This is a genomic window from Thermococcus barophilus MP (assembly GCF_000151105.2).
In the GTDB taxonomy this organism is placed as follows: Archaea; Methanobacteriota_B; Thermococci; order Thermococcales; family Thermococcaceae; genus Thermococcus_B; species Thermococcus_B barophilus.
The window spans coordinates 1,595,430-1,609,748 of record NC_014804.1; the positions used below are offsets into that span (position 1 = coordinate 1,595,430).

A 14,319-nucleotide genomic window follows, 5' to 3' on the forward strand; every position below is an offset into this window, starting at 1 on the left:
AGAAAAAGAGAAATTATCTGCGTCTTTTCATGTAAGTAGCAAGAATTGCCAAAACAACTAAAAAACCAACCCCCATTCCAGCATACTTCAGGGTGTGTGCCTGCTTTGTGTTTTCCTCAACTGGTATTTTTATGCTGTCCTCAAAAACGTAAACGTTATCGTCTCCGCTTTCTTTATCCCCAACTGCTCTCATCCTTATCTGGATGACATAAGTCTTCGGCACTGCATCTTTATCTATGCTGAGCTCTACAACTCCCTCTCCACTCTGTCCAGGTTTTAGATTTCCAATGTAGTCAGTCCTCTTTGTTAATGTGAAAGGCTGGGAAGACTTCACGATGCCTTCAATCATCACACTGCTTGCTTTCTCTCCACCAACGTTTTTCACAGTGATGTAAACTTTTATTTCTTCACCTTGCATTGGAGTTTTGTCAAAGCGAACATTTTCAACAACAAGCTTTGGCTTTTCGTGGATTATTATTGGAACATTCAACATAATTTTCTGGCTGTTTCCAAGAGCGTCCTTATACTGAATCTCTATGGGAAGCTTATAACTTCCCCCTCTTGCATCCTCATTAACGTTAATCCTAAAGACAGCATTTGCTGAATCCCCTTGCCTCAGCGTCCCAAGGTTTATTATCTGCTCGCTTGTGTCGCTAAGCTCAAACGGACTTTGGGGCTTCGGGATGAGAAGAACATACTTAGCCTCCCCACTTCCAATGTTCTCAACGCTTAAGCTTACCTCAACGTTGTGCATTCCCGGGTAAACTCTGCTCGGTGAAGTTGAGACCTTTGAAATTATGAGCTGCTCCTTTCCGAGAACACTGATGCCAATTAAGCGCTCATCACTAATCTTTGAATCGTCTGGAGATGAAAGGTACTCAACGCCTATTCTCAATGGATAAATTCCATTTTCAAGTCTATCGTTTGCCTTTAGGTGGAATGTCAAAGTTACCTCTTGATTTGGAGCAATCTCTGGAACATACTTCACGTTATCTTCTCCAATAGGCAAGAATGCATCAACATTTCTCTTTGCAAGCTCTTTTAATATTTGGTTTAATGCCTCTTGGAGGTTCTCACTTATGGCTTGGCTCCCTTGAATCGGCAGGTTTTGAAGCGACGAAAGGTCAACTTTTTTAATTTCTCCCTGAACCGGAACTTGGGTAGGAATTATTTTCAGTACAAATGCCCTTGCATTTTCTTCTCCAACGTTTCTGAGCTTTATTGTAAGGGTGAACTCATCCCCTGGCTCAATTTTCTTTGGCTCCATATCAATGCTTTCAATTTCTATGAATGCCTCCCTTTTTCTAAGCACTTGAACTGAGAACTCAAAGCTTTGGCTCTTTGAGTCCTTTGAATCCCCACTGTAGTAGGTGAGCTTTAGGGTTACAGGATAGCTACCAGTCTCTGCATCTTCGCTCACATGAAGCCTGAAAGTTAGCTCAACCTCCTCATTTGGCTCAACAATCGCCCTATAGTATTGGTCAGTCCTATTGGCCACGAGAATTGGCGTTTTTGCTTCCATTGGCAGATTGCTTTGAGGTAGCTGGGCATTCTGAATCCGCTGCTCTTCGATATTTAAAGAGCCTTTGGGTTCAATGGTTGCTAAAAAGTCTTTGGCAGTATCCCCTCCCATGTTTCTAAGTTTTATTTTAACTTCAAAGTCTTCACCGGGATGAACTATTTTTGGCTTCTCAATGCTCTCAATTACGAACGATGCATCGCTATCCCTTGCTACAGTAATTCCAACAAAGTTGAAGCTCTGCATCTGCCGGATATTTTGCCCCACACCGAAGAAATAGATTACAGTTACATATAGTGGATAAACACCAGGCTGGGCATTCTCATTAGCTTTGAACTTGAACTCCAGTGTTGCACTCTCCTTTCCATCAAGAAATTCGATGTACTTTATTGAGGTATTTACCGGCATTAAAGCAGACTGTACAACCCCGCTTTGGCTCAAAGCCTGAGCTAAAGCTTGTCCCGTTGAACTCTGATTTTCTCCACTTCCAACGTTCAGCATAACCGGAGAGACCATAACGGTTATATATTTTGCTTTCAGCGCACCTTCATTCTTTAGATGAACCTTTACGGTAAATTCCTGCCCCGGATTCACACTTTTAGGGGCTTCTATGCTCGTGGTTATGAGTGCAGGTATCAGCGAAGCTTTCCACTCATAGGGACCGCTTATGCTTATCCTTGCTCCGTTTGGGTATATCTCAAGCGCAGTTATGGTAACCTTTTGTCCATCAACGTTAAGCTCAATGGTCTCATTCTCGCCAATGTACGTAAATTGCGGAACTCTCATTGGCATTAGAATGTCTTCTTTGTTTATACCCAACTCAGGATGTTCATTAATTGTCTTAAAAACAGCATCTGCAATTTCTTCAGGAGAAGCTGTAGCAAGCCAAGCCAAAAACTGGGCGTAGGAGAGTGGATTCGTAGCGTTGTAGCCGAGGGTTTCTGCCATCGCTCTCAGGAACTGTGGATCCTCCAGCAGAGACTGTATCTTACTGGGATTTGGCACATAGATCACAGTATAGTTGGCATTGATTATTTTTCCATCCTTCATTATCACAAACATTGCCTTGTACTGATTCGTAAGGTAGTCCTTCTGAACATCGTTCAGCGTGATTATAAGGGGACCAACTAAGATTGCATCCCCTTTATTTAAATATCCCTCAAAAAGCACAGTGTCCTGAGCTAAAACCATGTTAAAAGTCGCCACAATAATCATTACACCCAGCAATATCCCAAATTTCTTCATTTCTCTTCACCTCTTTTCTTTATTTGTTTACCGTAAAATATCTGAAGCAAAGCAGGGGTAACAAGATATGACGCCAGCATTGATGCAAATATTCCAAATGCAAGGGTTTTTCCAAAATCGTGCATAGGTGTGAGCTCACCAAAGAGTAAAGCCAAAAATCCTCCAGCGGTTGTTAATGCACCGATGAAAATACCAGGACCTACACTTTTAACAGCCGTAACAATCGGATAAGGATTGCCCTCTTCAAGCTCCTCCATAAATCTGTGGGTGAGATGCATCCCATAATCAACACCCAAACCAACAATCATTGAAATGGTTCCAGCCAGAACTTGGCTGAAGGGTATTCCAGCCCAGCCCATGAAGCCAATTGTCCATAAAGCTCCAAGGAACATGGGAGTTGCCATTGCAATTGAGAGCTTTGCACTTCTAAAGAGCAGTATCACTATAAGCACTACGAGGAGAGTTCCATAGGTAGAGATTCTTTGAAGTTCAGTGTTTGTAAGCTTATCAAGTGCATAATTAAGATATGTATCCCCAGCCAATGAGACCTCAATCCCCGGAGGAAATTCTGAATTCTGGATTTCCTCTTCAAAAGCCCGTATGATTTTTCTGAACTCGTCCTGACTAACCCCCATGAAATTTCCTTTAAAGCGAATCAATGTCATAGAGTAATCAGAGCTAACAAGAGGCGTCCCCTGGTATTCTTCAAGAGCTTGCTGTATCTTTTCCTTATCCTCTGGGATGTAGCCGTATTTTCTGATCACAACATCAGCTATGCTCTCTGCCTCTACGGCATTGTTATAATAGGAGTCCGAGAGAACACTTTGCTCAAAAATATAGATTGCTTTTACAACATTCGGATCCCTAACATCATCAGCCTTTACAAGGACATCAAGCTCGTCTTCACCTCCAAATTCATATCTAACATCGTTCATGACTTGGATTTCGGGGATGTTCTGGGGTATCATCTTTTCAAATCTCACCTCTGTTGTTACCATTGTGAGACCATAACCAAAGAACAGGGTTATAACAAAAACCAAAGCCAAAAATTTCCATGGATTATCTCTAACTGTTCTTCCCATCAATTCAAAGACCTTTGCTATGAATCCAGAGTGGGATCTTGTTTCTGGTATTTCATAGTGTCCAGTAATGAGTTTTCTCAAGTCCTCTTCAAGGATTATGATTGCCGGAGTTATAACAACAGCATTAAGTGCCGCAAGTCCAAGACCCATGATAAGAGCTAAGCTGAGTCTCCTAAGTCCAGGAAGAACTGAAATGCTGAGAGCAGAGAAACCGGCTATTGTTGTAAGTGCCGCCCCAAGTAGGGCTTTGCCGGTCTCGGCTATAGACTCTTCCGCAGCTTCCTCTATACTCCTCCCTTTTTTCCTTTCTTCATAATACCTGTTTGTTACATGAACTCCATAATCAATACCCATACCAACCAGCATTGCCCCGACAGTTGTGGTTTCAATATCAAGGGGGATCCTCAAAATTCCCATGAATCCAAGGGTCATTATAACCCCAAATATCAGGGGTATTAACGGAATAACTGCTTTTATTGGAGAACGGTAGAAATAAAGGAGCAAGGAAGCAACAAAGAGAAATGCTATCGCCATAGTCAAATACATGTCATGCTGCATGAATAGGAGGAACTTATACAGTATCCCCACTGTCCCAGTCTGGACAACCTCAACATTCTGGGGGAATTTAACGCTATCAATATCATTTTGGATTTCATTGTAAACCCTAACTAAAGCTTGGGTATTCTTTTCTCTGTTCATTGTGGCGATTATCAGAGTAGTGGTGTAGTCCGAGCTTATAAGCTGATTTCTGACATCCTCGGGAAGCATATTAAGAACGAATTTAGATTCCTCCCTATTCTTCGGCAATCTTCCAAGAACATTTATGTAAACATCAGCAATGCTCATTGTGTTGGTTATATACTCATGCTGCCTCAATTTTTGCTCAAGGTCATAGATTCCTTGAATAACCTGTGGATCCCTAATATCATAAACTCCCCCTTCTTTAATATCCTTAATCTTGACAACAACTATCAAAACCTCATTGCTTTGGAACTCATTCTGAACAGTGAAGTAATCCTGAACAGCCGGCAAATTTTCTGGAAGCTGATTTGCCAGATTGGTTTCAAATTTAAGCTGAGCTATGCCATAGAAGGAGACAACTAAGAGAAATACAGCCACCAATCCGAAGGCAATTCTGTATTCCACTATTATTTTTGCAAGTTTCTTGAGCATACCTCTCACCAACTTTCGGAAATTTCCGAAAGTTTTATATGTATGAAAATTTAAAAATCTTTTGGTGATCATCGATGATTGCCTTTATCTTAATTACAACTAAAACCGGGAAGGAGAATGAAGTTGCAAAGAATCTCAAGAAAATCTCAAAGGTTAAAGAGGTGTACACTCTTTATGGGAACTACGATGTCATCGCCAAAGTGGAAGTTGAAAATCTGCAAAGATTAAACGAGCTTGGAAACGAAATCTTAAAAGAGAATAAAGGAATTTTATATACCGAAACTCTAATCTGTGCGAGGTGATCCTGTTGGGGATTGAGGAGGCAAGAAGGATTATGATGAATCACTTTGCAAACGCCGCAAGAAGGTTTGGACTAAGCGAGCTCTATGGGTACATCTATGGTGTTTTGTTCTTTGCAGATGAACCGCTAAGCTTAGGAGAAATTGCGGAAAAGACAGGATACTCTATTTCTCATGTAAGTTCCGCCTTAAAGCTCCTTGAAAGTGTTGGCTTAGTTACAAGGATTAAAAAGCCAGGAGACAAAAAAGCATACTTCACAGCAATAAAGAATCTAAAAGAATGGAGAAAAGCTGCATATTACAACAAGCTTCTTGAAGATGTCCGACAAACAAGGGTAAACGTCCAAAAAGCTCTTGAAGAAATCAAAGAGGACAAGAGTGAAGAAGCCGAGAAAATAAGAGAAAAGCTGAAATTTATGCTTAAAAGAAATGAAATAACAGAGAAAATTATAAAATTGCTTGTAAGAAGTGATGAAGAGAGGCTCCTCGAAAAATTAATCCTCTGCCTACATGAACTTGAGAATGAAAGAGCTTAAAAAGGAAAGCGAGAAAATCATGCAGGTGATTAAATGAATCCTCTGTTTGAGGCGCTTTGGTACATTCTTCCAGCATATTTCGCAAATGCATCCCCTGTGATATTTAAGGGAAAGACCCCAATGGACTTTGGTAAGGAATTCATTGATGGAAAGCGTCTATTGGGAGATGGAAAAACCTGGAGAGGGTTCTTCGGAGGACTACTCACAGGTATTTTTATAAGCATTATCCAATATCACATAACCCCAAACTTCTATGGCTCCTTTGCTGTGGCATTAAAATTAGGATTTGCCCTTTCTTTAGGAGCCCTTATTGGTGATTTAATTGGAAGTTTTGTGAAGAGAAGAGTAGGGATGGAGAGGGGATATCCCGCTGTGGGATTGGACCAGTGGGGGTTTTTAATCGCAGCCCTAATTTTTGCATATCCTATAAAGACACTCTCAACTGGGCAAGTTTTGTTTTTACTGGCAGTTACGCCCTTTATTCACTGGTTTGCCAACGTATTTGCATATAAAATGGGATGGAAGAGCGTTCCCTGGTAGTGCCATAAATCTTTTTATAAAAAGAGAAATATTAAATTTCTTGGTGATAGCATGAAGGTTAAAGTAAAATATTTTGCCCGCTTCAGAGAGCTTGCTGGAGTTAGCGAGGAAATTGTAGAGCTCCCTGACGGAGCTAAAGTTAAAGATCTCATTAAAATCATAAAAGAGAGACATCCAAAGTTCAAAGATGAGGTTTTTGAACAAAGTGAGGATGCTGACGTTAACGTGTCAAGAAACGGGAGCTACGTGAACTTTGACGAAGAATTAAAAGATGGAGATGTTGTTGCCCTCTTCCCGCCAGCGAGCGGTGGTTGAGATGAAAGTGATAAAAGTGGAAGTTCCAGAATGGGTAGACGAAGAAGAAGTAAAAAGGATAATCAAAATATTCTTTACAGAGAAACCGGATTTCATGGACTTTGCTGGCCTCTGGAAGGATATGAGTGAGGAAGAAGCAAAAGAGTTCAAAGCAACTATAAAACGGATGTGGGATACATGGAAAATCTGATTCTTGACACCGATGTTGTAATTGATTTTCTTAGGGGTAAACGTGAAACAATTGAAAAATTGAAAGAACTAAGAAAAACCTACCAATTCATAATAACAACGATAACTGCTTTTGAATTATATCTCGGAGCATATAAGTCCCAGAAAAGGGAGAAAAGGTTACTTGAAGTCAAAGCTTTCTTAAACACATTACTAATTCTTGAACTCGACGAGGTATCTGCCGAGATTGCTGGGAAAATTGCAGCAGAACTTTCAAAAGATGGAGAGCCAATTGACGTAAGAGATTTGTTAATTGGCTCAATCGCAATTTCACACAGCATTCCTCTCCTTACAAATAATGTAAAACACTTTGAGAGGCTCAAAAAATTTGGTTTAAAGCTTCTGGGGATTGAAAATGCTAACCGAAAGAGAACTTGAGAGGTATGACAGACAGATCAGGATTTTTGGAGTGGAAGGTCAAGAAAAGCTCAAAAAGGCTAAAGTAGCTGTCGTTGGAGTTGGAGGGCTTGGAAGTCCAGTTGCTTATTATTTGGCGGCTGCAGGAGTTGGGACTTTACTCTTAATTGATGAGCAAATACCAGAGCTGAGCAACTTAAACAGGCAGATACTCCACTGGGAAGAGGACATAGATAAAAATCCCAAGCCCCCCTCAGCTAAATGGAAGCTTGAAAGGTTCAATTCAGACATAAAAGTTGAGACATTTGTGGGAAAGCTTACAAAAGAGAACATCGAAGAGATTTTAGCCGATGTAGATGTTATAGTTGATTGTTTGGATAATTTTGAAACAAGGTACCTTTTGGATGAGTTTGCCCATAAGAGAGGAATTCCGTTGGTTCATGGAGCAGTTGAAGGAATGTTCGGACAAGTTACAACCATAATCCCCGGAAAGACAAAATGTCTGAGGGAGATATTCCCAAAGCCGCCAAAGAAAAAAGAGAAGTTCCCGATTTTAGGGGCAACTGCTGGAGTCATTGGAACCATCCAAGCAGCTGAAGTTATTAAGCTGATCACAGGCTATGGGGAGCCATTAGCAAACAAGTTATTGATAGTTGATTTGGCACATGGAAGCTTTGAAGTTCTCAACTTAGATTAAGCCCTATAGGATACAGGCTTTTTCACATTCTTTTTCACGTTAATATCTTTAACAACGAATTCTTCATACTCCCTACCAGTTTCAATAACTTCAACTGTTCTTCCCTGAGGGTCTTTTGTTAAGATTTTAATTTCCATGTTGTATGCTACTCTCCCACCAATGAGATTTCCATTTCTAAATTTAACCTCCAGAATCCCCTTACTGACGTTAAATGTTACGTTTGTATCTTTAAAGCCAATGAAAAACCTCGCCAGTTGGGTTAAGTCCTCTGTTGTTACGTTGTAATAAAAAATCTGAGTGCCGTTCTCAATGGTTTTATTAAATGGTTCTTTTTGAAGGTATTTTTCAACAAAGCTAACAACGTTATACCCCCAGGTTAAGTTTAGGACAGCCTCTGGGGGAAGTATAAAACTTTCATTTGTGAGCTTTTTCCATACACCGTTTGAGTACAAATAAACCTCTCCATCCTTAATGATCTCCCTTGTAAATGTCGTTGCACCACCAGGGAAAGTTGTTGTAGTCGTGTTTATGTCAGATTCCTTATTTATCAAATCCACATAACCTACTTTCTTTGAAGTTATACTGACCTCACCAGCGTTAAAGGTAAGGTTTCCTTGCTTAATCTTGACGTCGAGAGTTACGCTTACGTTTTCAAGATACGTAAACTGTTTAATTTTCCTTAAGTTATCCAACAGCTCTTCACGAGAATAAATCTTCGGCTGTATTTGTGTTTTAGTTTGGGTTATTGTTTTTGAGGGAGATGAAGTTGTGGTTGTTGGTATATTTGTTATACTCGTCGAAGATGTCATTGTCTGAGGCTGAGTTGTTGAAGTTTGGGCAGTTGTTGAGGTTGTAGAGGTAGATTTACCCCCAATACACCCAGCAACTAAACCAACTAAAAGTATTCCAACCAGCAAAACTCCCAACTTTTTCATTCCGCTACCTCCTCAAGGTGTCTTATTCGTTCTTCAATTGATGGATGAAAGCTTAAAAAGCCGAACCACTTTCCGGTTTTCTTTGGAGTTAGATTTACCTCTGCGAGCTTTTCAAGAGTTTTTATCACCGTTTCCTTCCCAATGACTTTTGCCGCGAACTCATCGGCTTTGAATTCGTTCCTCAGCGAAATTTTTCCCTGAATAACGACGAAGTAAATGATATAAGCAGAAAAAAAGACCCCAAAGAACACCACAGGGGAGAGAATATCAACACCGAGCTTTATAAGGGCAAAGACTATTCCCATCCAGAAACCAAACCAGCCGATTGCAATTAAAGCGTTTATCCAGAGGTGTCTTCCCTTTATATGCCCAATCTCGTGTGCTATCACTGCTTTAATCTCCTCTGGCTCAAAGGTTTCGAGCATATATTCGGTTATGAAGATATACCTCGCCCAAGGTAAAATCCCAGTCACTCCAGCGTTGGCTATTTTGTATTCTTTCTTTCCCGTTACCCTTATATCCCTCACCTTAAAGCCGAGGCTCTCGCAGAACTTTAAAAGCTCAGTCCTCAAAGGCTCTGGAACCTGCCTCGGCTTGCCGAAAAACCTTGTGAGATAAGGCGAGAGCGCAAAGAATGAGAGGATGTAAATTACAAATACTCCAAAGCTGGCCAGAGTGCTGTTTCTAATCTTCTCGGGGAGGTTAAGGTATATCCCGAGCCAGACGATTCCGGGTAGAAGAAGAAAGGCAAATGCTTTGAGGATGCCCTTAACCGTTTCCCACGTTTTAATGTTCAAACCCTTAACCTCTACTTCTATTTTCGAGGCAACGAGTATCGTAAGCATTATAGAAATCAAAAGCGGTGTTATAAAGACTCCCATAAAAATCAAGGCACCAAGAAACGGGCTGGAGATGTGTTCAGCCAGGGGTTCCATAACCTTATCCAGAATACCCAACCCGATAACTGGGGGAAAATAAAGTCCAATCGCGAGAATTATGCAGAGCAGCATTAACTTAGTTCCTTTGTACATTTTTTCATCATTTGAAGTTTCGCCCTTTAGTATTTTCTCCCTCTGAAGCCTCATAATTAGCGGGGGAACTGTGATGGTAATTATTGAGATTACAAGAAAAAATATGACCCAGTCCATATCTCCCCCTCCATTCCGCGATTACTTTTCATTACCAACTCCAGTGATCCTTTCCCTTTGAGAGCTATATTCGGTTAGTATGTATGCCAAAATAAAAAGGAAAATTCCACTCCAGACTATAATCCATTTCATGCTGAGGATTCCAAACAGAATTAACAGTGCCCCCATTAGAAGCCCGGGATTGTCGGTTATTTTTTTCAAATTCATCTCACCCACCAGCTTTCGGTTTTAGGTCTGATTAAATGAAATGCATTTCATAGAAAAATATTTTGGTTCAAACTTGAAACAAACCCAAAATGCAGAGAATTTTTATTTGATATTATGAACAGAAATAGTCCACTCCCTCGAACCTGTAGAATATAGCTTGGAGCATTAAGTCTATATAAGTTTAATATCGCTTTTTCATCCCAATACGTTCAGATAAGTTTTTAGGAGATAACCCAGATTAATCATTAAGGTGGAATTATTGAAGGTCATCGTGGTTGGTGCCGGAAGGACAGGATTCCTAATCGCAAAGTGGCTCTCAATGAAGCATGAAGTAACCGTTGTCGATAGAAATCCGAGAATTCTTGATGAAATATCATATGCTCTCGATGTGTTTACCATACCTGGAGATGCAACCCTTCCAGAGACCTTGAAGAGGGCAGAAGTTGAAAATGCCGATTACGTAATTGCAACAACCGACAATGATCAAACAAACATAATTGTGTGTTCTCTTTCAAAAACCTTGGGAAGTCCTTTCACAATAGCAAGAGTGAAAAGGATAGAGTATCTAAAAGTCTGGGGCCATGGGAGAAGAACTCTTGGTGTGGACTTAATGGTCTGTGCTGCCCCCCTTGTAGCCGAAGGTATAGTCCGAGTCATGGAGTATCCCCAATTGGTGTTCTTTAGAAAACTGTATGGGGACATCTATGTAGGGATGAGCTCATCACATATCAAAACCCCTTGGTCATTTAAAATTGATGATAAAAACATTATTATAGCGACGAAGAATATGATAGAACGGTCATTTAAAAAATCAAAAACCAAAAAAGTTTTAATACTGGGGGCGGGGGAAACCGGGAGAATCGTGGCAAAAATGCTCTCAGCAAAGGGAAAAGAAGTTAAACTTGTAGAGGATGATTTCAAAAAAGCAAATGAAATTGCAGATGAGCTCGATGGAGTTACAGTTATTGCCGGAAACCCTTTCAGCGACTTTTTGTGGTCTGAGGAGAATCTAAGTGAAGCTGACATTGCAGTCGTGGCGTTTGATCAAGACTATAAGTGTTTCTTTGCATCAGCACTTGCAAAAGAAAAAGGCATAGATAGAGTTTTTTCGATGGTTCACCGGAGCTCGCATATACCCTTGTTCGAAAAGATTGGTGCTATTTCTTTCAGCCCAGAGCTTGAAACTGCAGGGAAAATAACAGCAGCAGTCAGAGGAAAAGCTGTCCTTGGAGTTGTAACAAGACCCGAGTTCCAAGTGTATGCTCTCAGCGGAGAGTTCCTTGAGGGGACTCCCTTAGAGAACCTTTCCGGAATACCTGGACCCCTCTTCAGAGATGGAAGACTCGTACTCCCCACACCAAAAATGAAGATCAGAAAAGGTGATATTGTCACTGTAATTACCGAAGGGGGAGGCATGATTCTGTGAAGCTAAAGGAAACACTGGCACTTCTCGGGGAGATAATGCTCCTCTTTAGCATCTCATTTCTTGCACCTTTAACAGTTGCTCTTTATTATAAAACACCCATCTCACCATTTTTGATTCCAATGGTAATGAGTCTGATTATTGGAGGCTTTCTTCGCTCTCTTGGAGCCGGAGAGGAAATAGGAATTCGAGAAGCATTTCTTCTTGTTTCCCTCGCATGGCTGAGTATAGCAGTGTTAGGGGCTTTACCTTATATCCTCGCTGGAGAAGGTTCAATTGCTAATCCTCTCAATGCCCTTTTCGAAAGTATGAGCGGTTTCACAACAACCGGGGCAACAGTTGTGGTGGATTTTTCCATCCATTCAAAGGCAATTCTGTTCTGGCGCCAGCTAACACAGTGGCTCGGCGGAATGGGAATAGTGGTTCTGGCGATAGCAATACTTCCGAGGCTAAGTGTTGGTGGTTCAGAGCTTATGAGCCTTGAAGCACCAGGGCCGCAGCTTGAAAAACTAACACCTCATATAAAAAACACTGCAAGGATATTCTGGGGAATATACGTTGGACTAACTGCCATGGAAACCCTAATCTTAATTACTCTGCACTACATAGGCATCGCGCCGAAAATGACACCATATATGGCTCTTGTTCACTCCTTCACCACCATGAGCACAGGTGGATTTTCGCCCCTTTCCCAGTCCATCAAGGCATTTTCTCCAGCTGTTCAGTGGATTATAACAATCTTCATGATACTTGCGGGAGCAAATTTCGCCCTTTTCTGGTATCTCATGAGAAAAGACTACAGAATAATCAGAAATGAGGAGTTCAGATGGTATATTTTTGCTATCCTTGGCCTTTCACTCCTAACTGTCCCATATCTGGAACATCAGTTTAACCTTAATTTCATTACAGCCTTCAGGTATTCTATCTTCCAGGTAGCATCAATTGTAACAACAACGGGATATGCAACGATGAATTTTTCCAGGTGGGTTTTTCCTGCTCAATTTATTCTTTTCTTTGCCATGTTTCTTGGAGGGTCAAGCGGTTCAACGGCAGGCTCTATAAAAATAGTCCGATGGGTTACAGCCCTAAAAGCCATAAAAAGAGAACTTTCCTTATCATTCCATCCAAAATCCTTGATGAACGTGAAGCTTGGAGGGATTGTTGTCGGAGAAAGGTCTATAAGGAGTGCCCTTGCATTCATAGCACTTTATTTTATCATATTCTCTGTATCGTCCCTTTTTGTAATCCTTAATGGGGCATCTGTTAACCTAAATCCCACAGATGCCATGAGTGCAGTTGCCGCGACACTTGGAAACATTGGGCCAGGAATTGGAAAAATAGGCCCCATGGCAAACTATCTTATATTTCCCCCCCAGACAAGGGCTCTAATGATAGTTCTCATGTGGTTCGGCAGGCTGGAAATAGTGACTGTTCTTGTGCTTTTCACGCGCTCATACTGGAGATGGTGATCAGCTTTAGCTTTCCAGCATCTTTATCAGTTCACCTTTGACTGGATTTTTGACAATCCCGATCTCAAAAGCATGCTTGAGTAAATATTCCGGGAATTCTGAATCTTCAAAGAATGCTCTAACTCCCATTTTTGGAATATAGAAAAAGTAAACCCTCTTTACCTCATGTTCTATTTTTGCATTGGTCACCATAAATCCCTTCTCAACATTAACTCTTATAACTTCAAATCCGAAAACTTCAGCTAAGCCAAGAAACATCTCGAAGAGCTTTGCTTTAGCATCTCTCAGGGCTTTATTCACTGCCTGCCGTGAAATTCCCAAGGTATCAGCTATTTCAATCTCCCTAAGACCCTCAGCCTTCATGAGCCAGATCATCTCCATTCTCTCAGGGAGCTTGAACATTTTGAGCCACCTTTAGGAGAGCTTTAACAATTTCATCGGCGCTCCGGCAGGTTAGTAGATAAGTATTTTTCTTGGTTCTAATTAGGACATAATCCTTTCCGTAAATATCTAAAATGGCAAAACCCAATACCATCACCAAAGCAATAAACATAAAGATGTCATCTCCTGTAATACTCCCGGTTTTTTGATACAATAGGAAAATAGCAACTGGTACAAAGGAATATGCAAGAATTGCAACAAAAACCTTTCTTGAAAAAGGTATTACAAAAGCAAATATGTAAAATAGCCCAAATACTATAAGCCCAATATCTCCAAAATAATATCCCTTCAGAAGCCCACGTGGTAGAGTTATTAAGTCAAAGAGGGCATAGGCAATAAAAACTATGAACAAAAGTATCTCCCATTTAAAATATCCTGCAATCGCACCTTTCTGAAGCCTGTTGAGAGTCGTTATCTCTTCAATGTCATCAAATGGTATTCTTATTTTTAACTTTCCAAAGACATACTTCAGCACAATTGAATTTCCCTCAACTTCAGCTCCCGTTCCCCAAGATGCCATGAGACAGAAGACTCCTATAACAAAAAAGATTCCTTGAACATGCGAAACTAATCTGGGCAATACAATGAGCAAAACAAACGAAACAACAACAAGAACAAAAGGAATTCCACTAAAGTTCATTGGTCTCACACTTTCAAGCTTCACTTTGCATCACCCTAATTAATAACGGTGAACCTTGGTCAATA

16 protein-coding genes are annotated in these 14,319 nt (G+C 40.7%); 9 read left to right on the forward strand and 7 right to left on the reverse strand.

Going from position 1 to position 14,319, the window contains the following annotated elements; genetic code table 11:
* Nucleotides 1–13: 13 nt before the first annotated feature.
* Both TERMP_RS08935 and TERMP_RS08940 read right to left on the reverse strand, forming a co-directional pair.
* Nucleotides 14–2,764: a COG1361 S-layer family protein gene (locus TERMP_RS08935; RefSeq protein ID WP_013468078.1), complete on the reverse strand. Its 2,751-nt coding sequence runs from the start codon at nt 2,762–2,764 to the stop codon at nt 14–16.
* Complete coding sequence (locus TERMP_RS08940; protein ID WP_013468079.1) at nt 2,761–5,019, reverse strand: hydrophobe/amphiphile efflux-3 (HAE3) family transporter; 2,259 nt, start codon at nt 5,017–5,019, stop codon at nt 2,761–2,763. Before TERMP_RS08940 ends, TERMP_RS08935 begins: the two co-directional genes overlap by 4 nt.
* 74 nt (nt 5,020–5,093) lie before the next feature.
* On the opposite strand from TERMP_RS08940, the gene TERMP_RS08945 reads away from it, so the two are divergent.
* From TERMP_RS08945 to TERMP_RS08975, 7 genes are read left to right on the forward strand one after another with little or no spacing between them, the layout of a single operon-like run.
* Entirely contained in the window at nt 5,094–5,321 is a 228-nt protein-coding gene (locus TERMP_RS08945) for an Lrp/AsnC ligand binding domain-containing protein (protein WP_013468080.1), read from the forward strand.
* A 5-nt stretch (nt 5,322–5,326) separates the two neighbouring features.
* Nucleotides 5,327–5,854, forward strand: coding sequence for a GbsR/MarR family transcriptional regulator (locus TERMP_RS08950; protein WP_013468081.1), 528 nt, complete (start codon nt 5,327–5,329; stop codon nt 5,852–5,854).
* Between the two features lie 33 nt (nt 5,855–5,887).
* Entirely contained in the window at nt 5,888–6,394 is a 507-nt protein-coding gene (locus TERMP_RS08955) for a CDP-2,3-bis-(O-geranylgeranyl)-sn-glycerol synthase (RefSeq protein WP_013468082.1), read from the forward strand.
* 51 nt (nt 6,395–6,445) lie between these two features.
* On the forward strand, nt 6,446–6,709 hold the full coding sequence (locus tag TERMP_RS08960; RefSeq protein WP_013468083.1) for a ubiquitin-like small modifier protein 1: 264 nt from the start codon (nt 6,446–6,448) through the stop codon (nt 6,707–6,709).
* A gap of 1 nt (nt 6,710) precedes the next feature.
* A complete protein-coding gene (locus tag TERMP_RS08965) occupies nt 6,711–6,899 on the forward strand; it encodes a hypothetical protein (protein ID WP_013468084.1) in 189 nt (62 codons plus the stop codon).
* Nucleotides 6,887–7,315: a type II toxin-antitoxin system VapC family toxin gene (locus TERMP_RS08970; RefSeq protein WP_013468085.1), complete on the forward strand. Its 429-nt coding sequence runs from the start codon at nt 6,887–6,889 to the stop codon at nt 7,313–7,315. The genes TERMP_RS08965 and TERMP_RS08970 overlap by 13 nt, the downstream gene beginning before the upstream one ends.
* Nucleotides 7,293–7,991 carry a ThiF family adenylyltransferase gene (locus tag TERMP_RS08975; protein WP_013468086.1) on the forward strand — a complete coding sequence of 233 codons (699 nt, stop codon included), beginning with the start codon at nt 7,293–7,295 and terminating at the stop codon, nt 7,989–7,991. The genes TERMP_RS08970 and TERMP_RS08975 overlap by 23 nt, the downstream gene beginning before the upstream one ends.
* Here TERMP_RS08975 and TERMP_RS08980 read toward each other — a convergent pair.
* Genes TERMP_RS08980 through TERMP_RS08990 form a run of 3 tightly spaced genes read right to left on the reverse strand, consistent with a single transcriptional unit; the run spans nt 7,988 to nt 10,281 of the window.
* Nucleotides 7,988–8,926 (reverse strand): hypothetical protein, encoded by a 939-nt coding sequence (locus tag TERMP_RS08980; protein WP_013468087.1) that lies wholly within the window; start codon nt 8,924–8,926, stop codon nt 7,988–7,990. The genes TERMP_RS08975 and TERMP_RS08980 overlap by 4 nt on opposite strands.
* Entirely contained in the window at nt 8,923–10,074 is a 1,152-nt protein-coding gene (locus TERMP_RS08985) for a M48 family metallopeptidase (protein WP_013468088.1), read from the reverse strand. Before TERMP_RS08985 ends, TERMP_RS08980 begins: the two co-directional genes overlap by 4 nt.
* Nucleotides 10,075–10,095: 21 nt before the next feature.
* On the reverse strand, nt 10,096–10,281 hold the full coding sequence (locus tag TERMP_RS08990) for a hypothetical protein (RefSeq protein ID WP_048159819.1): 186 nt from the start codon (nt 10,279–10,281) through the stop codon (nt 10,096–10,098).
* A 250-nt stretch (nt 10,282–10,531) separates the two neighbouring features.
* Between TERMP_RS08990 and TERMP_RS08995 the strand changes: the two genes are divergently transcribed.
* Both TERMP_RS08995 and TERMP_RS09000 read left to right on the forward strand, forming a co-directional pair.
* Nucleotides 10,532–11,707, forward strand: a complete 1,176-nt coding sequence (locus TERMP_RS08995) for an NAD-binding protein (RefSeq protein WP_081452214.1) — start codon at nt 10,532–10,534, stop codon at nt 11,705–11,707.
* Nucleotides 11,704–13,173, forward strand: a complete 1,470-nt coding sequence (locus tag TERMP_RS09000) for a TrkH family potassium uptake protein (RefSeq protein WP_013468091.1) — start codon at nt 11,704–11,706, stop codon at nt 13,171–13,173. Before TERMP_RS08995 ends, TERMP_RS09000 begins: the two co-directional genes overlap by 4 nt.
* Nucleotides 13,174–13,179: 6 nt before the next feature.
* On the opposite strand, the gene TERMP_RS09005 is transcribed toward TERMP_RS09000, so the two are convergent.
* Entirely contained in the window at nt 13,180–13,575 is a 396-nt protein-coding gene (locus TERMP_RS09005; RefSeq protein WP_013468092.1) for an RNA polymerase sigma factor, read from the reverse strand.
* Complete coding sequence (locus tag TERMP_RS09010) at nt 13,559–14,278, reverse strand: hypothetical protein (RefSeq protein WP_013468093.1); 720 nt, start codon at nt 14,276–14,278, stop codon at nt 13,559–13,561. The genes TERMP_RS09005 and TERMP_RS09010 overlap by 17 nt, the downstream gene beginning before the upstream one ends.
* Nucleotides 14,279–14,319: the final 41 nt, after the last annotated feature.